Source organism: Mycolicibacterium baixiangningiae (assembly GCF_016313185.1).
GTDB classification, from domain to species: Bacteria; Actinomycetota; Actinomycetes; order Mycobacteriales; family Mycobacteriaceae; genus Mycobacterium; species Mycobacterium baixiangningiae.
Genome location: NZ_CP066218.1, coordinates 1,529,110 through 1,551,244, shown reverse-complemented (window position 1 = coordinate 1,551,244; position 22,135 = coordinate 1,529,110). Strand labels below are relative to the sequence as shown.

Sequence of the window (22,135 nt, the reverse complement as noted above, 5' to 3'; positions counted from 1 at the left end):
GCCGGCCGAGCCCTCCCCGGTCAGTCACCTTCCGCGGCGACTGTGCGAACTGATACGCCCCGCCCCGCGCGTCCCGCACGAAATCGCACAGTGGCGGCGCGTCAAGCCACCCGCAGCGCCGACGGGATCAACGGCTCGTCGAGCAGGCGGCCGAACCGCTCGGTCAGCTCGACGCCCGCGGGCCTCGCGTCCAGCCACCCGCGCAGCAACCGGTAACCCTCCACGTAGGTGCTGGTGTACGCGCGCCACAGCGGTGACGAGAGGAACCGCAGCATCTGCCGCGCCCGGTCGTCGTCGACCAGCAGCCACCGCTTGAGGAACGCCACCACGTCGTCGACCGGGCGGTGCTCGTCGTGCAGCATCAGCGCGGCGTCCTGGCGCACATCGGCCAGCGCAGCCGTCGCGGCCGACACCGCCTCGGCCCGCGCGCCGTCGAACCGCAGCCCGAGGTCGGCGTAGATCTCGGCCGCCCAACTCCCCCAGTTCGGTCCGACCACCGCGTAGAGCGCCAAATCGGCGAGCCCTTCGGCCATCAGGCACTGCGGCGTGTTCACCAGGAAGATCGTCTGCTCGGCGTGGCCCAGCGTGTGCACGAGCCCCGCCTCCTTGCGGCAGTGCTCGGTGTGGTGGCCCGGATAGGACTCGTGGGCCACCAGCCGCGGCAGGTTGGCCATCTGCTGCTTGAGGTCGGCGTTGACCGCGACCGTCGACCGGTAGTCACCGAGGTAGTAGTTGAACCCCGACCACGGTTTGTCGGTGACGACCTCATAGGTGATGGTCTCGGCGTCGGGCAGCGGAAAGGTGGCGCGGACACGGTCGCGCAGCGCACTGGAGAAGGCGTGGATGCACTCCTCGAGCCGATCGGGCGGGATCTCGTCGGAGGTGCGGTGCGCCTGGATGCGCTCGATCAGCGGGCCGGTTCCGCCGAGCGCCTCGTCCAGCGCGACGTGCGCCTGACGGTAGGTCTCCGGATCGCCCTTGGTGATCCGGACGTCGAAATACGCCTCCACCTCGTCGACGAATCCGACGTCCTCCCCGGCGAACTTGCGCCCCGCCAGCGCGAGCGCGCGCAGGTGCGCGGCGAGGTAATCCGCGCGGGTCTCGTCGAACCCGCCGGTGCGCGGCGTATCGGGCAGCGCGGCCAGCAATCTCTCGGCCTGCCGGGTGAGGTCGACGGGGTCGGGTGCGGGCTCGGCGGCCACCGCCCGACGTAGCGCCGGGTCGCCGGTGAAGGAGTCGACGTAGCCGTCCTCGACGCGGTCGAAGCGCAGACCGAGAAGCAGATATTCACGAATCAGGGTGTCGGGCTCCATACCTGCCACGCTAATCGGGTCGCCCCAGGCGTTCACCTCGGACGCCGTGCTGTAAGACTGGCTCCATGGCGCGGCTGAGCGAACCGAGCCCCTACGTCGAGTTCGACCGCACTCAGTGGCGTGCGCTTCGGATGTCGACGCCGCTCAAACTCACCGAGGACGAGCTGCTCAAGCTCCGTGGCCTCGGTGAGAAACTCGACCTCCTCGAAGTCGAGGAGGTCTACCTTCCGCTGGCCCGACTGATTCACCTGCAGGTGGCCGCCCGGCAACGGCTGTTCGCCGCGACGTCGGAGTTCCTCGGCGAACCGCAGCAGAACCCGGACCGGCCGGTGCCGTTCATCATCGGCGTCGCGGGCAGCGTGGCCGTCGGCAAGTCCACCACCGCCCGCGTGCTGCAGGCGCTGCTCGCGCGCTGGGGCAACCACGCCCAGGTCGATCTGGTCACCACCGACGGCTTCCTGTACCCGAACACGGAGTTGAGCCGCCGGAACATCATGCACCGCAAGGGGTTTCCGGAGAGCTACGACCGCAGGGCGTTGATGCGGTTCGTCACCGCGGTGAAGTCCGGGGCCGACCACGCGTGCGCACCGGTCTACTCACACCTGCTCTACGACATCGTGCCCGGCGAGAAGCAGGTCATCCGCCACCCCGACATCCTCATCCTCGAGGGCCTCAACGTGTTGCAGACCGGGCCGGCGCTGATGGTGTCGGACCTGTTCGACTTCTCCGTCTACGTCGACGCCCGCCTCGAGGACATCGAGGGCTGGTACATCTCACGCTTCCTCACGATGCGCTCGACGGCGTTCGCCGATCCGGCCTCGCACTTCCACCACTACGCGACGCTGACCGACGAACAGGCCGTCTTCGCCGCCCGCGACATCTGGCATTCGATCAACCGGCCGAACCTGATCGAGAACATCCTGCCGACCCGCCCCCGCGCGACGCTGGTGTTGCGCAAGGACGCCGACCACGCCATCAACCGGTTGCGTCTGCGCAAGCTCTGACCCGCGAGCAGACGCAAACCCGCCCTGAAACCGGCGTTTCAGGGCGAGTTTGCGTCTGCTCAGCGGGTTAGATCCGCCGCCAGCCCACGTACTGCAGTTCGGCGAAGACCGCCGTGTACACGCCGGTCGCCAGGGTGAGCACCACGCCGGTGGTGGTCATCGACCACACGTCGGTGACGACCACGAGAACCGCGGCGACGGTGTAGAGGATGTTCGCGGCGATCACCGCAAGACCCGCGCGCCGCACCGACGGCAGCGCCGCGAGCCCGAACACCACCACCCCGTAGACGATGAAGAACGCCGCCAGCGAGTACTCGATTGTCGTTGTAGTGCCGGACATTTCGGCCAGCATGCCGGCGAGCGGCAATGCGGCCAGCCCGGCCAGCCCGGTCATCACCGCGTCGGCACGCATGGCCAGACGCAGTAGGCGGTCGCGGGTCGTGGTGGGGGCGGTGGTGGTCATGCCTTCTCCTTCGGTGGTCGGATCACTCGGAAAATCTGAGGGCCGGATGCGGGGCGTCACGCCCAACCTCGAAACGGCGGCGCCCCGCACCGGCAGGAGGGGGTCACGCCAGACGGCGCACCCCGAGGTACTGCACGGTGGCGAAGGCCAGCGTGACGACGGTGAACGAGATGGTCAGGACGACACCCGACGGCGTCAGCGGCAGCCAGCCACCGATCAGCACGGCGCCGACGGCAACCGCGAACCCGACGTTGCCCGCCACGACACCCACCCCGACGCGCCGCACATCGGGCACGGCCGCCAGCACGTAGAGCAGCGCGCCGTAACCGACCAGCGCAGCGCCGCTGACCCATTCGAACGTCGACGACAGGCCGGAGAGCCGCGAGAGCGGATCGGCGGCCATCGCGACCAGCAGGCCGAGCGCCGCGCACAGGGTGGCATCGGAGCGCAGCGCGAAGCGCAGCAGCGAGTCGGTGGAATCGGACAGTGGACGGGTGACGATGGCGGTCATGTCGGTCTCCTCGGCGTTGAGGTCTCCGCGAATTTCTGTGGACACCACCGATGCTGCGCAGGACGCGCTGCCAGATCGACACCGAACGCTGCCGACTGCTGCCAACCGCAGGTCAGCGCCGCGAATCAGTCGCGGGCGCTGACCAGATCGCTGCGCAGGTCGGCGGCGATCACCTTGGCGGCCGCGGTCTGCCAGTTGTGCAGCGACCGCTGGGGCACCTCGGTGACGAACCACTGCCAGGCGCGCCGCGCGACGGGGTCAAGGCCGGCGGGCGTCGCGTTCTGGGCGTACGCCCGCACGCCGGCCACGTAGGGGAAGTACAGGGAGTTGTAGTGCCGCCACTGCTCGGTGGTGCCGAAGTCGCCGCCGTCGCGCGGTTTGAGCCGGGCGATGCGCTCGGCGAGCAGCGCGCGCAGTTCGTTGGCCCGTTCCAGCGGCTGGTCGGGTGCGCCGCGGGCGGCCAGCCGGTCGTCGATGGCGGGTAAGCCCGTCAACGGGTTGGCCATCAGCTTGGCGAGGTCGCCGTAGTGTCCGAGCGCGCGGCGGGTCAACCGGGCGAAGGTCTCGTCGTCGACGTCGTGCAGCGGATTCGCCGACCGCCGCGGCAGCGCAGCTTCGGTGCGGCGCAGCGTGGCCCGGTCGGCCCGCAGGTCCGGGGAGCGGGAGAACGCGAGCCGGTCCAGCACGCCGGCCAGCGGATCGGCCAGCACGTTGATCCCGATCGCGAGCGCCAGGCTGGTGAACATCAGCACCACCAGTGCGGTGCGCTGTCCGGTGAACGCCATGCCGACGAGCACCTGACCGCCGAACAGCAACGCCACCACCGCCGTCGCGACGAACGACCGCCGCATGTCGGCCCGCAGCGCCTGTCCTTCGTCGAACGCATCCCAGATCGCGACGGCCACCCCGAGCAGGGCGACGTCAAAACCGGTCGACGCCAACGCCAGCCAGCTCGGCACGAGGCCGAGAGGAATCACCAGGATCGCGTTGCCGAGCGCGAAGAACAGCGTCGCGATCACCAGGAAGCCGACCACCGGAACGGGTTTCACGCCACGGCGCACCGCGCGCACCATCGCACCGAGTGCGGATACGGAGACGGCGGCGAACATCACCCAGTGCCCGATTCGCAGCGGGCCCTCGACACTGCCGGCCATCGCGGCGCCGGCCGACGCCACCACCGCGACACCGCTGACGGCGATCACCTCACCGGCCCGCCCGCGCGAGGTGTCCGCCTGTCGCGACAACTCGAGCAGCACCGCGAACCACGCGACACCCGGCAATGCGACGAGGTAGACCTCGACCCGGCCCAGCGCCTCGGCACCGCTGACCACGCGCACGGCGTCCAACGCCACCACGACGGCGAAACTGGTCAACCCGGCCGCGGCCAGCACCAGGACCGGTTTGCGCGGGTTACGGATGAGCAGATACAGCCCGAGCCACCAGCTCAGGGAGAAGACCACGGCGGACAGCGCAGCCATGGCTCAAGTGTGGCACGCGTCTCAGGCGCCGTAGCGGCGATCTCGGCGCGTGTAGTCGCGCAGAGCCCGCAGGAAGTCCACCCGCCGGAACGCCGGCCAATACGCCTCGGTGAACCACATCTCCGAATACGCGCTCTGCCACAGCAGGAACCCGGACAGTCGTTGTTCACCGGAGGTCCGGATCACCAGGTCCGGATCGGGCTGCCCCGAGGTGTAGAGGTTCTCGGAGATGGCCTCGGCGGTGACGGCCTCGATAAGCTGGTCACCGGAGACGCCGTCGGCGAGCTTCTTTGCGAGCAGCGCGCGCACCGCGTCGACGATCTCCTGCCTACCGCCATAGGCGACGGCCACATTGACATGGAGGCACCCGGCGGTTGTCTCCGTCTGTGTCGATTCGACGGCGTCGCGCAGCCGTCGCGCCGGTTCCTCGCCGAGCAGCGCGAGGTCACCGACGGTGCGCACACTCCACCTGTTGATCGGTGCGCAGATCTCCTCGACGACGCCGGTGATGATGTCGATCAGCTCGGCGAGTTCGGCGGCGTCGCGTTGCAGGTTCTCCGTCGACAGCAGATAGACGGTGGCCATCTCGATTCCCGCCGCCTGACACCAGCGCAGCATCTCGGCGATCTTTGCCGCGCCCATGCGGTAGCCGTAACTGACGTCATCGTGACCGGCATCACGGGCCCAGCGACGGTTGCCGTCGCAGAGAACGGCAATGTGGCGCGGTAGTTGTGATTTGGACCGCGCCAGCTCCTGCCGCAACCGCATCTCATAGAGCCGATATGCAGGCTCCTTGAGGCCGCGGGGAATGATGTCCATAGGTATCCAGACTACTGTGGCGGCCGAATGCCCCACCCGAGTTGACGGAGCTCCAGATGACGACCCCGTCCACGCCGCTCGACGCCGACAACCCACGTCCGACGGGCGATCCGGAGGACTTCCCCGAGGCGGTCGCCGATGGGGTGGCCCAGTTCATCGGCAAACCGCGCGCCCGCGGATGGATCCACGTCTACTCCGCGGTCGTCGCGCTGATCTGCGGGGCGACGCTGGTCGCGGTGTCGTGGGCGGAGGTGTCCGCCCGCGCGGGTATCGCGACGCTGATCTACACGTTCACCATCGTCGCGATGTTCACCGTCAGCGGGACCTACCACCGGGTGAACTGGCGCTCGCCGCTGGCGCGCAAGTGGATGAAACGCGCCGACCATTCGATGATCTTCATTTTCATCGCGGGCAGTTACACGCCGTTCGCGCTGCTGGCGCTGCCGCAGGACAAGGGCATGATGCTGTTCTGGATCGTCTGGAGCGGGGCGGTCGCGGGTGTGCTGCTCAAGATGTTCTGGCCGTCGGCGCCGGCCTGGGTGGGGGTGCCGCTGTACCTGCTGCTCGGGTGGGTGGCGGCGTGGTTCATCGGCCCGATCATGGACGGTGCGGGCGTGGCCGCGGTGGTGCTGCTGATCGTGGGCGGCGCGTTGTACAGCATCGGCGGGGTGCTCTACGGGCTGAAGTGGCCCAACCCGTGGCCGACGACCTTCGGTCATCACGAGTTCTTCCACGCGTGCACCGCGGTCGCGGCGATCTGCCACTACATCGCGATGTGGTTCGCCGTCTTCGCGAGCTAGCGATTACGGCGCGCATACGTACGTCAGGCGTCGGATTACCGCGCCCGAATCACAGCTGCGTGACGTCGTCCGGACCCCAGTAGGCCTTCATCGAAGCGATCTGTCCGCCACCGGTGAACGTCATCACCTCGATCGGTTCGATGCGCATCGTCGCATCGCCCATCTTCACGGTGATCGCGAAGACGAACGCCGCCTCGTGTCCGCCGGAGCGGAACTCCAGCAGCTCGGTCTCGACCTCGACGCTGTCGGTGTTCTTGTAGAAGCCGGCGATGGCCTGCCGTCCGATGTGGACCTCGCCGCCGCCGACCGGATCCTCGAGCGTGGCGTCCTCGGCGTACAGCGCGGCGACCTCTTCGGAGGTGCCCGTGGAGACGGTGTGCAGGTAGCGCTCGACGATGGCCCTTGGGTCGACGGTCATGGCCCGCACGCTACACGGCGACGCCCAGCGCGCCTGCGAGTTCGCGGACGCCTGTCACCGGCAGGTCGCACACCCGGCCGCGGCACACGTAGGCGGCGTCGGCACCGTCGACGCGATCGCGGTCGATCAGCAGTTCCGACGAGTCGACCGGACCGCCGACCACGACCGCCCCGCCCGGCGCCAGTTGCCTTGCGGCACGCAACAATTCGGAGTGTGCCGGGTCGCAGGCCACCGCGATCTGGATGGGTCCTCGGACCGCGGCCTCGGCAACCGCAAGCCAGTGCCCGCCGGACCGGGGCGCCCTGTCGAGGATCAGCGCCGCGGTGGCCAGGGTGGCGTCCGCGGCCGACGCGTAGCGCCCCGCACGCGCGGCCGGCGCCAGGTGTGCGGCCAACTGCAACGCCTCGGCGGTCAGGGAGGCGCCCGAGGGGGTGGCACCGTCGAACGGGTCGGCCGGCCGGAGCATGAGCGCCTCGGCATCGTCGGCGGTGTCGAACCAGTGCCCGTTGCGCTGCGGGTCGGCGAAGTGCTCGAGCGCGATGTCGACGAGGTCCAGGCCCGCATCGAGCCACGCCGCGTCCCCGGTCGCCTGGTACAGGGTGAGCAGCCCGGTGGCCAGCGCGGCGTGGTCCTCGAGGATCGCCGCGCTCTCCCCCACCCGGCCGCCGAGGCTGGCGCGGCGCAACCGGCCGTCCACGACGTGCAGTTCGACGAGAGCGCGTGCGCATTCCGTTGCGGCGCCCAGCAATTCGGGTTGGTCCAGCGCGACGGCGGCTTCGACGAGCGCGGTGATCGCCAGCCCGTTCCACGCGGTCACGACCTTGTCGTCGCGGCCGGGCTGCGGGCGTATCGACCGCGCCGCCCTCAGCGCGGTACGCACGCGGTCGAACCGCTCCGCATCGTCCGGGAAGACGGGAAGCTGCAGCACCGAGGCGCCGTGCTCGAACGTCCCGGCGTCGGTGACCGCGAAAACCTGTGCAGCCCAACGTCCGTCGTCATCGCCGAGCACGTCGCGAAGCTGGGCGGGCGTCCACGCGTAGGTGAGACCCTCGACGCCGTCGGCGTCCGCGTCGAGCGACGAGGTGAACATCGCGTCCGCACCCAGATCGTCGATGACGAAGCGGGCCGTCTCGGCGGCCCCCCGGCGCGCGAGCGGGCTGCCGGTGCGGCGCGCCCAGTGCGCGTAGAAACGCAGCAGCAACGCGTTGTCGTAGAGCATCTTCTCGAAGTGCGGCACCACCCACGAGGCGTCGACGCTGTAGCGCGCGAAGCCGCCCGCCAACTGGTCGTAGATCCCGCCGCGGGCCATCGCCGTCCCCGTGCGCTCGGCCACCGCGAGCGATTCGGCCGAACCGGTGCGCTCGTGATGCCGCAGCAGCGCCTCCAGCAGCGCCGAGGGCGGGAACTTGGGCGCATCCCCGAATCCGCCGCGGGCGGTGTCCTCGTCGCGCAGCACCGCGGCGACGGCGGCGTCGCACAGTTCTGCCTGCACGGGTGGTCCGCCGCCGGGCAGGCCGCCCGCCATGGAGCGCAGCTCACCGGCGATCCGATCGGAGGCGTCCTCCACCTCGGCGCGGCGCTCACGCCACGTCTGGGCGACCGCGGCAAGCAGTTGCAGGAAGTTGGGCTTCGGGTAGTAGGTGCCGCAGAAGAACGGCCGGCCGTCGGGGGTGAGGAAGCACGTCATCGGCCAACCGCCCTGACCGGTCAGCGCGACGGTGGCGTTCATGTACACCGCATCCAGGTCGGGCCGCTCCTCGCGGTCGACCTTGATGCACACGAAGTCGGCGTTCGCCGCGGCCGCAACCTCGTCGTCCTCGAACGATTCGTGGGCCATGACATGGCACCAGTGGCACGCCGCGTAGCCGATCGACAGCAGAATCGGCACGTCACGCTCGGCGGCCTCGGCCAGCGCCTCGGGCGTCCACTGCCGCCATGCCACCGGATTGTCGGCGTGCTGGCGCAGGTAGGGGCTGGTGGCCCCGCCGAGCTCGTTAGCCGCCGGACTCACGCGGGGTGTTCCCGTTCTCGGAGTCGGCACCGGAGGCGGTGCCGAGGTCGACGGCGCCCAGGTCGACGGTGCCGTCGTCGACGGCCTGATCGGGTTCGGGATGCTCGGGATCGAACGATTCCGGCAGCCGCTTGAGGTGCCGGTTCATCGACCACACCAGCAGGAACACCGCGACGAGCAGCACGGCGACGATGAGCAGTCCGAAGGGGCTGGCCTTGCCGAAGTCCGGCCCGGTGTCGCGGGGCTGATCCTGGGCGAGGAATTCGGTGGCCAACAGCAGGCTGTCGATCATCAGTCGTCGACCTCGATGCCGTCGAACAGATCAGTCTCGGGCAGCGTGACCGGGACGCGTGAGCGGGCCAGCTCGTACTCCTCGGTCGGCCACAACCGCTCCTGCCACTCCATCGGCGCCGCGAAGAAGAAACTGTTCGGGTCGATCTGGGTGGCGTGCGCGCGCAGCGCATCGTCACGCTGCGGGAAGTACTTCGCGCACTCCACGCGGGTGGTCACCCGCTTGGCGAACACGTCGCGGTCGGGATCCCAGTGCTCCAGCCACTTCGCGAACGGTCCTTCGAGCCCGTGCTTGGCGAACTCGTCCTGCAGCAGCTGCATACGCTCCCGCAGGAAGCCGTGGATGTAGTAGAGCTTCGAGACGTTCCACGGCTCACCGGCCTCGGGGTAGAGGCGGTAGTCCCCCGCCGCCTCGTACGCGGCCACCGACACCTCATGGCAACGGATGTGGTCGGGGTGCGGATACCCGCCCGTCTCGTCGTAGGTGGTCATCACGTGCGGTTTGAACTCGCGGATCACCCGCACCAGGGCCTCGGTGGACCGGTCCAGCGGCGCGAGCGCGAAACACCCCTCGGGCAGCGGCGGCAGCGGATCGCCCTCCGGAAGACCGGAGTCGACGTAGCCGAGCCAATGGTGCTCGACGCCGAGGATCTCGGCGGCCTTGGCCATCTCGTCGCGCCGGATCTCGGCCATCCGGCCGTGTACCTCGGGCAGGTCCATCGCCGGGTTCAGGATGTCGCCGCGTTCGCCGCCCGTCAACGTCACCACCATGACGCGGGCGCCCGCATCGGCGTATTTGGCCATGGTGGCGGCACCCTTGCTCGACTCGTCGTCTGGGTGCGCATGCACCGCCATCAAACGCAGTTCACTCATCTCATCTCATCTAACTACGGCATCGTCGCGACTATGCCCCGGGACGGTCGACGTCCGGGCTCGTCTTCGAGGTCGCAACCGTTGGTCTCTATAGTCTCAGTCCTGACGAAGCCGGCCGACCGACGGGCACCCCAAACGCATGATCGAACGTCCCACCGCCCGTTACGGGCGGCAGCGGGTACCGCACCGCACGCGACGACTCGTGATCGCCGTGCTCGCCGTCCTGGTCGTCGCCGCCGGGGTGGTCGTGGCGATCGTGGCCTCGCAGCGGTTCGCCGGCCAGGACGTCAAAGGTGAGCTCGGCGCCTACCGGTTGATCGACGATCAGACCGTGGAGGTGACGGTCAGCGTCACGCGCGAGGATCCGTCGCGGCCCGCGGTGTGCATCGTGCGGGCCCGCTCCCTCGACGGCAGCGAAACCGGCCGCCGCGAAATCCTCGTCACACCCTCGGAGCGGGCGACGGTGCAGGTCACGACGGTGGTCAAGAGCAGCAGACCGCCGGTGATCGGCGATGTCTACGGGTGTGGACTCGACGTGCCGCCCTATCTGGTGGCGCCGTAGCGCGACCCCGTGACGAACACCGGGCCGCGAAAACATGAATTCCCGTCATCGCGTCGGTGGTACGATCGACTGGTACACGGTTCCGGCTGGGGCCGTGTATTGCTGCATTTGCACGCATATTCGTGCCGCTGGACGCACGGACAAGGCGCAGCGATACACGCGACGAGCTCCCGGCCCTCGAGCCCACAACACTTCGTATGCGTACACAGCGCGACACAACGACGACAGGAGCGCGAAGGACATGACTGACACTCAGGTCACGTGGTTGACCCAGGAGTCGTACGACCGGCTGAAGGCGGAGCTGGACCAGCTGATCGCCAATCGCCCCGTCATCGCCGCCGAGATCAACGACCGCCGCGAAGAGGGCGACCTCCGTGAGAACGGCGGCTACCACGCCGCCCGTGATCAGCAGGGCCAGGAAGAGGCCCGGATCCGCCAGCTGCAGGAGCTGCTCAACAACGCCAAGGTCGGTGAAGCGCCCAAGCAGTCCGGCGTCGCGCTGCCCGGTTCGGTCGTCAAGGTCTACTACGACGGTGACGAGAGCGACACCGAGACGTTCCTGATCGGCACCCGCGAGCAGGCCGTCAACAACGGCAAGCTCGAGGTGTACTCGCCCGCGTCGCCGCTGGGTTCCGCGCTGATCGACGCCAAGGTGGGCGACACGCGCAGCTACACCGTCCCCAGCGGCAACACCGTCGAGGTGACCCTCGTGAGCGCGGAGCCGTACCACTCCTGACGGTCCATGGCGCGAATCGCTGAGGACCTCCTACTGCTGCTGTTGGACAACGCGTCCGCGCAGCCGTGCCTGGACAAGGCTCGCCGCGAGCGGGTACTGACCGCTGCGGTGCTGCTGGACCTCGCACACGCCTGCCTGATCCGGCCCGCCGTCGACGGTGATCCCGCACCGGCAGGCAGGCTCGTCGCGCTGACGCCGCGCGGCCCGGTCGACCCGGTGGCAGAACCGGCCTTCCTGTTGTTGCAACGCCGTGCGCTGACCCCGCGGTCGGCGGTGGACAAACTGCGCAGGCGCACCGAGGGCACGCTGCTCGCCCATCTCGAGGCCACCGGTCAGATCGCGCGGACGCCGGTGGCCCACCGGAGAACCGCCTGGCCGGTGACGAACCGTGAGCGCGCGGCGCACGCCCGCTCCCAGGTGTTGTCGGCGCTGTTCGACCGCCAACCCCCGGCCCCGGCGACGGCGGCGGTCATCACGCTGCTGCACGCCGTGGACGGGCTGGGCGCGCTGCTCAGCCTCAACGACAGGGGCTGGCGGTGGGTGCACGGCCGGGCCGGGGAGATCGCGCTCGGCAGTTGGGTCGATGAATACCCTACGGGGCTGGCCGAGGTGAACCTCGCCGTGACCGCGTCGGCGATACGCGCGGCGTTAACCGCCTAGCGCCTGCTCCAGATCGGCGAGCAGATCGGCGGAATCCTCGATGCCGACCGACAGCCGGACCAGATCCTCTGGTACCTCGAGTTGAGATCCGGCGGTCGAGGCGTGCGTCATCGCACCCGGGTGCTCGATCAGTGACTCCACCCCGCCGAGGGATTCGGCGAGGATGAAAATGCTTGTGCGAGCGCAGAAGTCGCGGGCGGCCTGCGCGCCGCCACGCACCCGCACCGACACCATGCCGCCGAAGCCGCTCATCTGCCGGGCGGCCACCTCGTGGCCGGGGTGGCTGGGGAGCCCCGGGTAGAGCACCGACTCGATCGCCGGGTGGTTGTCGAGAAATTGGGCGATCAGCGCGGCGTTCTCGCTGTGCCGCTGCATCCGCACCACGAGTGTCTTGAGGCCGCGCAGCGTGAGGTAGGCGTCGAACGGGCCCGGCACGGCGCCCGACCCGTTCTGCAGGAACGCGAACGCGGTGTCGAGTTCCTCGTCGTTGGTCAGCAGCGCGCCACCGACCACGTCGGAGTGTCCGCCGATGTACTTGGTGGTGGAGTGCAGCACGATGTCGGCGCCCAGCGGCAGCGGCTGCTGTAATGCGGGTGAGGCAAAAGTGTTGTCCACCAACACCTTCACCCGCGAACCGGAGGCGATCCCGGCGATACCGGCGATGTCGGCGATCGACAGCAGCGGGTTGGTCGGCGTCTCGACCCAGACCATCCGGGTCTGCGGGGTGATCGCCGCGCGAACGGCGTCGAGGTCGGACAGCGCGACCGCGGTGTAGCTGATGCCCCACTGGGAGAACACCTTGTCGATCAGCCGGAACGTGCCGCCGTAGGCGTCGTCGGGGATGACCAGATGGTCACCCGGGCGCAGCACGGCACGCAGCGCACAGTCGGTGGCGGCCATACCGGAGGCGAAGGCGCGGCCGTAGCCGGCGTCCTCCACCGCGGCCAGCGCCTGCTCGAGCGACTGGCGGGTCGGGTTGCCGGTGCGGGCGTATTCGAAGCCACCCCGCAGCCCGCCCACGCCGTCCTGGGCGAAGGTGGAGCTGGCGTAGATGGGGGTGTTGACCGCACCGGTGCGGGCGTCGGGGGCATACCCGGCGTGGATGGCCTTCGTGGAGAGTCCAGTGGCCGATCCGAGGGCGTTGCGCTGTTCACTCATAACACCCCCGAGCCTAGCGAAGCGTGGGTGTAGACATGTCCCATGACCGTGCGTATCGACGATCTGCTCGACACCGATGCGATGCTCGCCCCCGAGGAACGCGAGCTGCGCGCGACCGTGCGTCGCTTCGGCGAACAGCGTCTGCGCCCCCACGTCGCGGAGTGGTTCGAGGCCGGCGAGGTCCCGGTGCGTGAGCTGGCGTCGGAGTTCGGCAAGCTCGGCCTGCTGGGCATGCACCTCGAGGGGTACGGCTGCGGCGGGTCGACGGCCACCGCCTACGGCGTGGTGTGCCAGGAGCTCGAGGCGGTCGACAGCGGGCTGCGCAGCATGGTCTCGGTGCAGGGGTCGTTGGCGATGTTCGCCATCCACAAGCACGGCAGCGAGGAGCAGCGCGAGCAGTGGCTGCCCGCGATGGCCACCGGCGACGTGATCGGCTGTTTCGGGCTGACCGAACCGGACTTCGGCTCCAATCCCGCCGGGATGCGCACCACCGCGCGCCGCGACGGCTCGGACTGGATTCTCAACGGGTCGAAAATGTGGATCACCAACGGCTCGCTCGCCGATATCGCCGTGGTGTGGGCGCGCGCCGAGGAGGGCATCCTGGGCTTCATCGTCCCCGCAGGCACCGAGGGCTTCTCGGGGCGGGAGATGAAGCACAAGCTCTCGCTTCGGGCGTCGAACACCTCCGAACTGCACCTCGACGACGTCCGCCTACCCGCTGACGCCCAACTCCCCGAGGCGCGCGGCCTGTCCGGGCCCTTGGCCTGTCTGTCGGAGGCGCGGTTCGGCATCGTGTTCGGCAGCGTCGGCGCCGCCCGCGACTGTCTGGAGACGACGCTGGATTACGTCGGCAGCCGCGAGGTGTTCGACAAACCGCTGGCGGGTTACCAGATGACCCAGGCGAAGATCGCCGACATGGCCGTCGAACTCGGCAAGGCGCAATTGCTCGCGCTGCATCTCGGCCGGCTCAAGGACGAGGGGCGGATCCGGCCCGACCAGGTCAGCTTCGGCAAGCTCAACAACGTCCGTGAGGCGTTGGCGATCGCGCGCCAGTGCCGCACCCTGCTGGGCGCCAACGGGATCACGCTCGAGTACCCGGTGCTGCGGCACGCCAACAACCTCGAATCGGTGCTGACCTACGAGGGCACCTCGGAGGTGCACCAGATGGTCATCGCGGAGGCGCTGACCGGGGTCAGCGCCTTCCGCGGATGAACCTCGGTCACTGCGAGTAGGGCTGCGCGCTCCCGGTCTGATCGGTCGGGACGCACACCGTGGTCATGATCTTGTCGGCCAGCGTCTGACGCTTGGCGTCCCACAGCGGGAACAGGTATCCGATGTAGCAGATGATCTGGTCGATCACGTGGGCGATCTGGCGGACCAGCGACAATCCGAAACCGATTGGTTGCCAAGTCTTTTCGCTGACCACCCGGAACTTCATCACCGACTTTCCGATGCTCTGGCCGGTGGTGCCCTGACGGTAGCCCCAGTTCCACACCCAGTAGGCCAGCGAGGCCAGCCACGCCAGCACCAGCACGGTGACGCCGACCCCGGAGAACGACGACGAACACGCTCCGCCCACCCCGTACTCGTTATCGACGCAGACCGTCTCGCCGGTGGCGAACGCGATGCCGTAGGCGATACCGCTGAGCAACAACGGCGGAACGGCGTCGATGAGGGCGCCCAGCACGCGGGTGAACCACGATGTGTAGGCGTCCTGCGGAAGCACCCGGGCCGGGCCGGACTGCGGATACCCACCGGGATAGCCCTGTGGCGCAGGCGGATACGCGCCGGGTGGCGGCATGTTGCCCTGCGGAGGCGGAGGGTAGCCGCCGGGAGGTGGTGGTGGCGGCGGAGCGTTGCCGGGCGGGGGAAAACCTGACTGCGGCGGCGGGGGGTGATTTTCGGGCGGCGGGGGCGGTTGATCGGTCAATGGACGCCTTCCGATGTGCAGTGAGCTGGGCACGAGCGAGCTAACAGTACCGGAGCAGCACGGCACGACAGGTGTTCTCCGGGTAACTTCGCGGTGGCCACATCGCGCGTTGCGGTGACCGGCAAATGGTTTGCCGGGCTCGGTAATTCGGCTAACGCCGCGCGCTGCTGCCCTCGGACAGGAAGCCGAGCAGATCATGGCGGGTGAGCACCCCGACCGGTTTGCCCTCCTCGACGATCATCAGCGCATCGCACTCGCGCAGGCTCTTGGCCGCGGTGCTGACCAACTCGCCCGCACCGATCAGGGGCATGGGCGGGCTCATGTGCTCGGCCACCGCGTCGGCCAGCTTCGCGCGGCCCTCGAAGACCGCCGACAGCAGTTCCCGCTCGGAGACGCTGCCTGCCACCTCACCGGCCATCACCGGCGGCTCGGCGCCGACCACGGGCATCTGCGAGACGCCGTACTCGCGCAGGATGCCGATGGCGTCGCGGACGGTCTCGGCGGGATGGGTGTGCACGAGGTCGGGGAGCGCTCCCGACTTGCGGTGCAACACATCTCCGACCGTCGGCTGTTCGATCGACCCGTCGAGCCGGTTGCGAAGGAAGCCGTAGGACGACATCCACGAATCGTTGAAGATCTTCGACATGTAGCCGCGGCCGCCGTCGGGCAGCAACACGACCACCAGCGCATCGGGACCGGCTTTGCGGGCGACCTCGATGGCGGCCACCACCGCCATCCCGCACGAACCACCCACCAGCAGCGCGTCCTCGCGGGCGAGGCGGCGCGTCATGTCGAACGAATCCGCGTCGGACACCGCGATGATCTCGTCGGGGATCGCGGGGTCGTAGGCCGACGGCCAGAAGTCCTCACCGACGCCCTCGACCAGATACGGCCGGCCGGTACCGCCCGAGTACACCGAACCCTCGGGGTCGGCGCCGATGACCTTGACCTTCCCGCCCGAGACCTCCTTGAGGTAGCGCCCGGCACCGGTGATCGTGCCGCCGGTGCCGACGCCGGCCACGAAATGCGTGACCTTGCCGTCGGTGTCGCGCCAGATCTCCGGACCCGTGGTCTCGTAGTGCGATTCCGGACCCATCGGGTTGGAGTACTGGTCGGGCTTCCACGCGCCCTCGATCTCGGCGACCAGGCGGTCGGAGACGCTGTAGTAGCTGTCCGGATCGTCGGGGGCCACCGCCGTCGGGCACACCACGACGTCGGCGCCGTACGCGCGCAGCACGTTGCGCTTGTCCTCGCCGACCTTGTCCGGGCAGACGAAGATGCACTTGTAGCCCCGCTGCTGGGCCACCAGCGCCAGCCCGACACCGGTGTTGCCCGACGTGGGTTCGACGATGGTGCCGCCCGGCCGGAGTTCACCGCTGGCCTCGGCGGCGTCGATCATCTTGACCGCGATGCGGTCCTTGGAGCTGCCGCCCGGGTTGAGGTATTCGATCTTGGCCGCGACCGTGCCCGCACCCTCGGGAACAACCGAGTTCAGCTGTACCAGGGGGGTGTTACCGATGAGCTCACTGACGTGCTGGGCGATGCGCATGACTCCATCGTCCCAGGTGCGCCGATGGGCTACCAGGTGGCCTCTCGGATGTACTCACCGATCTGCCGCAACGACCGCTGCGCCTCCGACACCAGCGGCGCCCCGAGTTGGAACACGTGCATCTGGCCGGGCCACACCCGTACCTCGACCGGGACACCCGCGGCGGCCAGCAGGCGCGCGGCCTTGCGGGCGTCGCTGATGAGCACCTCGGAGCCGGACACGTGGATCAGGGTGCGCGGTAGCCCGGATTCGATGTGGTCGAGCGGTTCGTACACCGGCTCGGGCCTGCCGTCGACGAGATGGTTCTTGGCGGCGTGCTCGACCAGCTCGACGAGTGCGTGGAAGGCGCGCTGCGGGAACATCGCGTCGCTGCGGACGTTCGGGTGGTTGGCCCGGGCCTCGTTGTCGAGTTCGAACAGCGGTGACATGGTCACCACCGCGGCCGGCGTCTCGTCTTCGTCCTGCAGCCGCTCGGCCAGCGCCAACGAGAGGTAGCCGCCCGCGGAGTCGCCCGCCAACACGATCCGGTCTGGTTCATATCCTTTGCGGCGCAGCCACTGGTAGGCGTCGTAGCAATCGTCGACGGCCTGGCCGACCGAGTGCTTCGGGATCATCCGGTAGTTGACCACCAGGGCGGGGCTGTCGGCGAACTTGGACAGGGCCGTCACCAGGCGGCTGTGCGAGTTGACCCCGCAGGTCAGGAACGCACCGCCGTGCAGGTAGAGGATCACGCTGCGCTTGCCGTCGGCCGGCAGGACGCCGGGTGCGCGCACCAGCTGGGCGGTGCAGTTCTGCAGCGCGATGGTGGCGCGGATGGTGCCCGGAACCGGCCGAATGATACGGCAGGCAAAGTCGACGGCACCCCACGGCCAGGGCATCTTGGGAGCGAGGCTACCAATCGTCAGCGTCGGCTTGATCGTCATCAGCGCCGCGAGCGCCATGACGCGCGCGGCGATGCTCGGCCCGTCTTCGACCACCTCGACGGGGGCGCCGTCACTGACCGGGAAGCGCCGCGTCTTATGCGATCCACCTGCCCTGACGCCAGCATGTGAGGGGCTGGGAACCTTACTGGGTGCCGTCATCGACACCACCTCCAACGCCGTTGTAGTGACAGGCACTCAGCTACTCAGCCAATCTCCGTAACTCAGCTTCGCACACGTAACCAATATCACAATGGCCTTCACAAATTCGCTACTGGAGTTGATATCGCACTGTGATCGCTACTCGGGGAGTGCCACGCCGTCGATCCCTAGACTGTCGATGTGCGCGCATCACGCGGTGCCCTGACGGCGGCGGCCACGCTCGCATCGACTGGCTCCGTCTACCTCGGGCTGCGCAACCTGCTGACCGATCAGGCCCATCAGGCCCGTCAGGTGATCCCCAGGGCCTGGGACGTCCCGCCCCGCGCCGACGGCGTCTACTCCCCCGGCGGCGGACCCGTCGAGCGTTGGCACCGCGGTGACCCGTTCGACCTGCACCTGATGATCTTCGGCGACTCCACAGCCACCGGATACGGCTGCCGCACGACCGACGAGGTGCCCGGTGTGCTCATCGCGCGCGGGCTGGCCGAACAGTCCGGTAAGCGCATCCGGCTGAGCACCAAGGCGATCGTCGGCGCCACCTCGAAGGGCCTGGCCGGACAGATCGACGCCATGTTCGTGGCGGGCCCGCCGCCGGACGCCGCGGTCATCATGATCGGCGCGAACGACATCACCGCACTCAACGGCATCACGCAGTCGGCGCGCCGACTGGGAAAGGCCGTCGCGCGGCTGCGGTCCAGCGGCGCGGTCGTCGTCGTGGGCACGTGTCCGGACTTCGGAGTGATCACCGCGATCCCGCAGCCCCTGCGCACGGTGGCCCGGGCCCTCGGATTGCGCCTGGCGCGGGCCCAGGCGTCGGCCGTGCGCGCCGAAGGCGGGGTGCCCGTACCGTTCTCCGACCTGCTGGCGCCGGAGTTCTACAAGCAGCCCGAGGTGCTGTTCTCCGGCGACATGTTCCACCCCTCGGCGGCCGGCTACGCGCTGGCCGCCAGCCAGCTGCTGCCCGCATTGTGCGACGCACTCGGCGGGTGCAGCCGGGATGGGGCGCCCGACGAGGCGTTGCGGACCCGCGCCGCCGATGTCAGCACGCTGCTGGCCAAGGTCGGCGGCATTACCCGGCTGTGGCGGCGGACAACCGGGGTGCCCGCGCCGGTCATCGCGTCGGCAGGCTAGCTTTTCTCCATTAGCCGATTGAGGAGCCCTCATGCCTGAAGCCGTCATCGTCTCTACCGCGCGTTCGCCGATCGGTCGCGCCAACAAGGGGTCGCTGGTCGACATGCGGCCCGACGACCTCGCCGCCCAGATGGTGCGCGCCGCGCTGGACAAGGTGCCCTCGCTCGACCCGCGCGACATCGACGACCTGATCATGGGTTGCGGTCAGCCCGGCGGCGAGTCCGGCTTCAACATCGGGCGCGCGGTCTCCGTGCAGCTGGGCTACGACTTCCTGCCCGGCACCACGGTCAACCGGTACTGCTCGTCGTCGCTGCAGACCTCGCGGATGGCGTTCCACGCGATCAAGGCCGGCGAGGGCCACGCGTTCATCTCGGCGGGTGTCGAGACCGTGTCACGCTTCGCGAAGGGCAACTCCGACGGCTGGCCCGACACCAAGAACCCGAAGTTCGGTGAGGCGATGGAGCGGTCGAACCAGGGGGCCGCCGGCGCCGACGAGTGGCACGACCCGCGTGAGGACGGCAACCTGCCGGATGTCTACATCGCGATGGGCCAGACCGCCGAGAACGTCGCGCTCTTCACGGGGATCAGCCGCGAAGACCAGGACCACTGGGGTGTGCGGTCGCAGAACCGCGCCGAGGAGGCCATCAACAGCGGCTTCTTCGAGCGGGAGATCTCACCGGTGACGCTCCCCGACGGCACCGTCGTGTCGAAGGACGACGGGCCGCGCGCCGGCACCACCTACGAGAAGATCAGCCAGCTCAAGCCGGTGTTCCGGCCGAACGGCACGATCACCGCGGGCAATGCGTGCCCGCTGAACGACGGCGCCGCCGCCGTGGTGATCATGTCCGACGAGAAGGCCCGCGAGCTGGGGTTGACGCCGCTGGCGCGCATCGTCGCGACCGGGGTGTCCGGTCTGTCGCCCGAGATCATGGGCCTGGGCCCCATCGAGGCGTCGAAGAAGGCGCTGGCCAATGCAGGCATGGGCATCGGCGACATCGACCTCTACGAGATCAACGAGGCGTTCGCGGTGCAGGTGCTCGGGTCCGCGCGTGAGCTCGGCATGGACGAGGACAAGCTCAACGTGTCCGGCGGCGCGATCGCGCTGGGGCATCCGTTCGGCATGACCGGCGCCCGCATCACCGCCACGCTGCTGAACAATCTGCAGACCCAGGACAAGCAGTTCGGTCTGGAGACGATGTGTGTGGGCGGCGGCCAGGGTATGGCGATGATCATCGAGCGGCTCAGCTAGTTTTCTTGCGCCGAGACTGCTGTGAGATCACGCTTTCGCCGATTTGGTGATCTCACAGCAGTCTCGATGACCAGGCCCGCTCAAGCCGCCGCAGGATGTCGGCCTCGCGGTCTGCTTTGACGATGCGAACGACTTTCCAACCGAGGTCGGCGAGCTCCTCGCTTCGCTTGATGTCGTACGCGTATCGCATCGGGTCCGTGCGGTGGTGGTCCCCGTCGTACTCCACCGCCAGCATGAGCTCTGCCCACCCCATGTCGAGGTAATACTTCGACCACCCGTCGGCCCGCAGAACAGGGATCTGGGTCTGTGGACGCGGAAACCCGGCTCGGATCACGAGCAGACGCAGCCACGTCTCTTTCGGTGACTCCGCCCCGGGGTCGTAGAAGTCGAGCGCGGCGCGCAGTTGGCGTATCCGCCGCGCGCCGCGGTGTCGCGCGGCGAGGTCGAGCACATCCTGTGTGTGAAATCTCGTCGCGTTGCCGAGGGCATCGAGGTTCGCCACGGCTTCGTCAAGGCTGGCGCACCGGCCGATGTCGAACGCCGTGCGGGGCACGGTGGTGATCCTCATGCCCTGGTGATCTCCGTATTCGTCACGTCGCAGGCTGGAATCCGAGGTGCGCAGTCCTGGGGGATGACGGGTGTTCCGCCACATGAGCTCGACGGGCTTGTTCTCGTCCACCCATTTCGCTCCATGCAGCGCCGCCGCGGTGCGCCCCGAGATCACCCCCTCGCGATGCGACCACAACCACGCGGCCGTCGCCCGCTGATGCAGGGTCAATTCGGCGTCCTTGGCGACGTAGACGTCGGGGAAGACGACGCGATAGCGCGTGCGCAACTCGTGCTTGCGGACACGCCCTGAGGCGACCGCCGCGCTGCCGAGGAAGGGTTCGGTTCTCATACCGGCAGAGTCGGCACGCCCGCAGACACCACAGCCCCTCGAAACTGCTGCCAGATCGCAGTTTGTGGAGGAATCGCGATCTGTGAGCAGTTTCGGCGGAAAGGCGCAGAGTCAACGCGCAACCAGGTACGGGCCCATGCATACAGAAAGCCCGGCACCGCCGGTGCCGGGCTTCCCTCGTAAAGGCTGCTAGTCGTTCTGGAAGTAACTCAGCAGCCGAAGGATCTCCAGGTACAGCCAGACCAGCGTGACGGTCAGGCCGAGCGCGACGCCCCAGGCCGCCTTCTCCGGTGCGCCGGCGCGGATCATCTGGTCGGCAGCGTCGAAGTCGAGCAGGAAGCTGAACGCCGCGAGGCCGATGCAGACCAGGGAGAAGATGATGGCAATGGTGCCGCCGCTGCGCAGGCCCATGCCGTCGCCACCGCCCACACCGAACATCGAGAGCACGAAGTTGCCGAGCATCAGCACCAGCACGCCGAACATGCCGGCGACGATCATGCGGGTGAACTTCGGCGTCACACGGATCGCGCCGGTCTTGTAGACGACCAGCATGCCGAAGAACACACCGAGCGTGGCCAGCACCGCCTGGGTGATCAGCGCGCCGGCACTGCCGCCCGCGACGACGACGTTGCCGAACAGCCACGAGATCGCGCCGAGGAACAGACCCTCGAGCGCGGCGTAGGTCAGCACCACGGCCGGGTTGTCCTGCTTGCGGCCGAAGGTGGCGATCAGCACCACCACCAGGCCGCCGAGGGCGCCGATCAGGGTCAGCGGGCCGGCGAGCGCCGGGCTCTGGCCGACCAGGAAGTAGGAGACGACGGCGACGGCAGACAAGACGGCCAGCGTGATGCCGGTCTTGGTGACGACGTCGTCGATGGTCATCGGCCGGGCGACGCCGGTCTGCTCGGGGTACTGCGTCGTGTACGGCTCAGCCTGTACCTGCTGCGCACCGTAGCCGGCGGCTCCGGTACCGAATGACGCGTATCCGCCCTGCGACTTCGGCAGGGAGCGGAATACCGGGTTGCTGCTCTCGCGCACCGTCGGGTCCTCTCATAGGTGGTTCGATGTTGACGAACACTCGATCAACGAACGACAGCCGGCGCGGGTTCCCGAGATCGATCATGACTTCACACAGGAAGTTCCCAGGCCTGTCGAGCGAAACCTTACCCGTCTCGCACGCCCCCCGGGCGACGATCTAG

The 22,135-nt window shown here is 68.7% G+C and carries 23 protein-coding genes; 8 read left to right on the top strand and 15 right to left on the bottom strand.

Translation table 11 applies throughout. The features are described from left to right. Nucleotides 1-101: 101 nt before the first annotated feature. Nucleotides 102-1,313, bottom strand: a complete 1,212-nt coding sequence (locus I7X18_RS07325; protein ID WP_193047742.1) for a DUF885 domain-containing protein — start codon at nt 1,311-1,313, stop codon at nt 102-104. A gap of 65 nt (nt 1,314-1,378) precedes the next feature. Between I7X18_RS07325 and coaA the strand changes: the two genes are divergently transcribed. Continuing rightward, complete coding sequence (coaA, locus tag I7X18_RS07320) at nt 1,379-2,317, top strand: type I pantothenate kinase (protein ID WP_193047743.1); 939 nt, start codon at nt 1,379-1,381, stop codon at nt 2,315-2,317. 67 nt (nt 2,318-2,384) lie between these two features. Here the strand turns inward: coaA and I7X18_RS07315 are convergent, their stop codons facing one another. From I7X18_RS07315 to I7X18_RS07300, 4 genes are all read right to left on the bottom strand, one after another. Further along, nucleotides 2,385-2,780: a hypothetical protein gene (locus I7X18_RS07315; protein ID WP_193047744.1), complete on the bottom strand. Its 396-nt coding sequence runs from the start codon at nt 2,778-2,780 to the stop codon at nt 2,385-2,387. A 103-nt stretch (nt 2,781-2,883) separates the two neighbouring features. Further along, complete coding sequence (locus I7X18_RS07310) at nt 2,884-3,291, bottom strand: hypothetical protein (RefSeq protein WP_193047919.1); 408 nt, start codon at nt 3,289-3,291, stop codon at nt 2,884-2,886. Between the two features lie 125 nt (nt 3,292-3,416). Continuing rightward, nucleotides 3,417-4,769, bottom strand: coding sequence for a phosphatidylglycerol lysyltransferase domain-containing protein (locus tag I7X18_RS07305; RefSeq protein WP_193047745.1), 1,353 nt, complete (start codon nt 4,767-4,769; stop codon nt 3,417-3,419). Nucleotides 4,770-4,790: 21 nt separating this feature from the next. Beyond that, the gene (locus I7X18_RS07300) at nt 4,791-5,588 is read right to left on the bottom strand and encodes a (2Z,6E)-farnesyl diphosphate synthase (RefSeq protein ID WP_193047746.1); all 798 of its coding nucleotides are present in this window, start codon (nt 5,586-5,588) and stop codon (nt 4,791-4,793) included. Nucleotides 5,589-5,644: 56 nt separating this feature from the next. On the opposite strand from I7X18_RS07300, the gene trhA reads away from it, so the two are divergent. Next, a complete protein-coding gene (gene trhA / locus I7X18_RS07295) occupies nt 5,645-6,388 on the top strand; it encodes a PAQR family membrane homeostasis protein TrhA (protein ID WP_193047747.1) in 744 nt (247 codons plus the stop codon). 49 nt (nt 6,389-6,437) lie between these two features. On the opposite strand, the gene I7X18_RS07290 is transcribed toward trhA, so the two are convergent. From I7X18_RS07290 to mca, 4 genes are read right to left on the bottom strand one after another with little or no spacing between them, the layout of a single operon-like run. Next, entirely contained in the window at nt 6,438-6,806 is a 369-nt protein-coding gene (locus I7X18_RS07290; protein WP_193047748.1) for a nuclear transport factor 2 family protein, read from the bottom strand. 10 nt (nt 6,807-6,816) lie between these two features. Next, complete coding sequence (locus I7X18_RS07285) at nt 6,817-8,817, bottom strand: thioredoxin domain-containing protein (RefSeq protein WP_193047749.1); 2,001 nt, start codon at nt 8,815-8,817, stop codon at nt 6,817-6,819. After that, a complete protein-coding gene (locus tag I7X18_RS07280; RefSeq protein ID WP_193047750.1) occupies nt 8,801-9,109 on the bottom strand; it encodes a hypothetical protein in 309 nt (102 codons plus the stop codon). Before I7X18_RS07280 ends, I7X18_RS07285 begins: the two co-directional genes overlap by 17 nt. Further along, nucleotides 9,109-9,981, bottom strand: a complete 873-nt coding sequence (gene mca, locus I7X18_RS07275) for a mycothiol conjugate amidase Mca (RefSeq protein WP_193047751.1) — start codon at nt 9,979-9,981, stop codon at nt 9,109-9,111. Before mca ends, I7X18_RS07280 begins: the two co-directional genes overlap by 1 nt. A gap of 139 nt (nt 9,982-10,120) precedes the next feature. On the opposite strand from mca, the gene I7X18_RS07270 reads away from it, so the two are divergent. From I7X18_RS07270 to I7X18_RS07260, 3 genes are all read left to right on the top strand, one after another. After that, nucleotides 10,121-10,543, top strand: a complete 423-nt coding sequence (locus I7X18_RS07270; RefSeq protein WP_193047752.1) for a DUF4307 domain-containing protein — start codon at nt 10,121-10,123, stop codon at nt 10,541-10,543. Between the two features lie 241 nt (nt 10,544-10,784). Further along, nucleotides 10,785-11,279, top strand: a complete 495-nt coding sequence (gene greA, locus I7X18_RS07265; RefSeq protein WP_193047753.1) for a transcription elongation factor GreA — start codon at nt 10,785-10,787, stop codon at nt 11,277-11,279. A 6-nt stretch (nt 11,280-11,285) separates the two neighbouring features. Beyond that, nucleotides 11,286-11,939 carry a GOLPH3/VPS74 family protein gene (locus tag I7X18_RS07260; RefSeq protein ID WP_193047754.1) on the top strand — a complete coding sequence of 218 codons (654 nt, stop codon included), beginning with the start codon at nt 11,286-11,288 and terminating at the stop codon, nt 11,937-11,939. Here I7X18_RS07260 and I7X18_RS07255 read toward each other — a convergent pair. After that, nucleotides 11,928-13,097 carry a cystathionine gamma-synthase gene (locus tag I7X18_RS07255; protein WP_193047755.1) on the bottom strand — a complete coding sequence of 390 codons (1,170 nt, stop codon included), beginning with the start codon at nt 13,095-13,097 and terminating at the stop codon, nt 11,928-11,930. The two genes, I7X18_RS07260 and I7X18_RS07255, sit on opposite strands and share 12 nt — an antisense overlap. Nucleotides 13,098-13,139: 42 nt before the next feature. On the opposite strand from I7X18_RS07255, the gene I7X18_RS07250 reads away from it, so the two are divergent. Continuing rightward, nucleotides 13,140-14,309: an acyl-CoA dehydrogenase family protein gene (locus I7X18_RS07250; RefSeq protein WP_193047756.1), complete on the top strand. Its 1,170-nt coding sequence runs from the start codon at nt 13,140-13,142 to the stop codon at nt 14,307-14,309. Between the two features lie 7 nt (nt 14,310-14,316). On the opposite strand, the gene I7X18_RS07245 is transcribed toward I7X18_RS07250, so the two are convergent. The 3 genes from I7X18_RS07245 to I7X18_RS07235 all read right to left on the bottom strand — a co-directional run bounded on the left by I7X18_RS07245 (nt 14,317) and on the right by I7X18_RS07235 (nt 17,658). Next, nucleotides 14,317-15,027 (bottom strand): Rv1078 family RDD domain-containing protein, encoded by a 711-nt coding sequence (locus tag I7X18_RS07245; protein WP_226864231.1) that lies wholly within the window; start codon nt 15,025-15,027, stop codon nt 14,317-14,319. Between the two features lie 151 nt (nt 15,028-15,178). Next, the gene (locus I7X18_RS07240) at nt 15,179-16,576 is read right to left on the bottom strand and encodes a cystathionine beta-synthase (RefSeq protein ID WP_193047758.1); all 1,398 of its coding nucleotides are present in this window, start codon (nt 16,574-16,576) and stop codon (nt 15,179-15,181) included. A gap of 29 nt (nt 16,577-16,605) precedes the next feature. Continuing rightward, the gene (locus tag I7X18_RS07235; protein WP_198730535.1) at nt 16,606-17,658 is read right to left on the bottom strand and encodes an alpha/beta hydrolase; all 1,053 of its coding nucleotides are present in this window, start codon (nt 17,656-17,658) and stop codon (nt 16,606-16,608) included. A gap of 180 nt (nt 17,659-17,838) precedes the next feature. On the opposite strand from I7X18_RS07235, the gene I7X18_RS07230 reads away from it, so the two are divergent. Together I7X18_RS07230 and I7X18_RS07225 are read left to right on the top strand one after the other, a co-directional pair. Beyond that, nucleotides 17,839-18,789: an SGNH/GDSL hydrolase family protein gene (locus I7X18_RS07230; protein ID WP_193047759.1), complete on the top strand. Its 951-nt coding sequence runs from the start codon at nt 17,839-17,841 to the stop codon at nt 18,787-18,789. 31 nt (nt 18,790-18,820) lie between these two features. Next, nucleotides 18,821-20,038: an acetyl-CoA C-acetyltransferase gene (locus I7X18_RS07225; RefSeq protein ID WP_193047760.1), complete on the top strand. Its 1,218-nt coding sequence runs from the start codon at nt 18,821-18,823 to the stop codon at nt 20,036-20,038. A 52-nt stretch (nt 20,039-20,090) separates the two neighbouring features. On the opposite strand, the gene I7X18_RS07220 is transcribed toward I7X18_RS07225, so the two are convergent. Next, nucleotides 20,091-20,936, bottom strand: a complete 846-nt coding sequence (locus I7X18_RS07220; RefSeq protein ID WP_193047761.1) for a DUF559 domain-containing protein — start codon at nt 20,934-20,936, stop codon at nt 20,091-20,093. Nucleotides 20,937-21,125: 189 nt separating this feature from the next. After that, nucleotides 21,126-21,974, bottom strand: a complete 849-nt coding sequence (locus I7X18_RS07215) for a Bax inhibitor-1/YccA family protein (RefSeq protein WP_193047762.1) — start codon at nt 21,972-21,974, stop codon at nt 21,126-21,128. Nucleotides 21,975-22,135 lie beyond the last annotated feature (161 nt).

Excerpts from the sequence above, each read along its gene's own strand:
- I7X18_RS07325 (WP_193047742.1), bottom strand. The coding sequence starts at position 1,313 with ATGGAGCCCGACACCCTGATTCGTGAATATCTGCTTCTCGGTCTGCGC.
- coaA (WP_193047743.1), top strand. The coding sequence starts at position 1,379 with ATGGCGCGGCTGAGCGAACCGAGCCCCTACGTCGAGTTCGACCGCACT.
- I7X18_RS07315 (WP_193047744.1), bottom strand. The coding sequence starts at position 2,780 with ATGACCACCACCGCCCCCACCACGACCCGCGACCGCCTACTGCGTCTG.
- I7X18_RS07310 (WP_193047919.1), bottom strand. The coding sequence starts at position 3,291 with ATGACCGCCATCGTCACCCGTCCACTGTCCGATTCCACCGACTCGCTG.
- I7X18_RS07305 (WP_193047745.1), bottom strand. The coding sequence starts at position 4,769 with ATGGCTGCGCTGTCCGCCGTGGTCTTCTCCCTGAGCTGGTGGCTCGGG.
- I7X18_RS07300 (WP_193047746.1), bottom strand. The coding sequence starts at position 5,588 with ATGGACATCATTCCCCGCGGCCTCAAGGAGCCTGCATATCGGCTCTAT.
- trhA (WP_193047747.1), top strand. The coding sequence starts at position 5,645 with ATGACGACCCCGTCCACGCCGCTCGACGCCGACAACCCACGTCCGACG.
- I7X18_RS07290 (WP_193047748.1), bottom strand. The coding sequence starts at position 6,806 with ATGACCGTCGACCCAAGGGCCATCGTCGAGCGCTACCTGCACACCGTC.
- I7X18_RS07280 (WP_193047750.1), bottom strand. The coding sequence starts at position 9,109 with ATGATCGACAGCCTGCTGTTGGCCACCGAATTCCTCGCCCAGGATCAG.
- mca (WP_193047751.1), bottom strand. The coding sequence starts at position 9,981 with ATGAGTGAACTGCGTTTGATGGCGGTGCATGCGCACCCAGACGACGAG.
- I7X18_RS07270 (WP_193047752.1), top strand. The coding sequence starts at position 10,121 with ATGATCGAACGTCCCACCGCCCGTTACGGGCGGCAGCGGGTACCGCAC.
- greA (WP_193047753.1), top strand. The coding sequence starts at position 10,785 with ATGACTGACACTCAGGTCACGTGGTTGACCCAGGAGTCGTACGACCGG.
- I7X18_RS07260 (WP_193047754.1), top strand. The coding sequence starts at position 11,286 with ATGGCGCGAATCGCTGAGGACCTCCTACTGCTGCTGTTGGACAACGCG.
- I7X18_RS07255 (WP_193047755.1), bottom strand. The coding sequence starts at position 13,097 with ATGAGTGAACAGCGCAACGCCCTCGGATCGGCCACTGGACTCTCCACG.
- I7X18_RS07250 (WP_193047756.1), top strand. The coding sequence starts at position 13,140 with ATGACCGTGCGTATCGACGATCTGCTCGACACCGATGCGATGCTCGCC.
- I7X18_RS07240 (WP_193047758.1), bottom strand. The coding sequence starts at position 16,576 with ATGCGCATCGCCCAGCACGTCAGTGAGCTCATCGGTAACACCCCCCTG.
- I7X18_RS07235 (WP_198730535.1), bottom strand. The coding sequence starts at position 17,658 with ATGACGGCACCCAGTAAGGTTCCCAGCCCCTCACATGCTGGCGTCAGG.
- I7X18_RS07225 (WP_193047760.1), top strand. The coding sequence starts at position 18,821 with ATGCCTGAAGCCGTCATCGTCTCTACCGCGCGTTCGCCGATCGGTCGC.
- I7X18_RS07220 (WP_193047761.1), bottom strand. The coding sequence starts at position 20,936 with ATGAGAACCGAACCCTTCCTCGGCAGCGCGGCGGTCGCCTCAGGGCGT.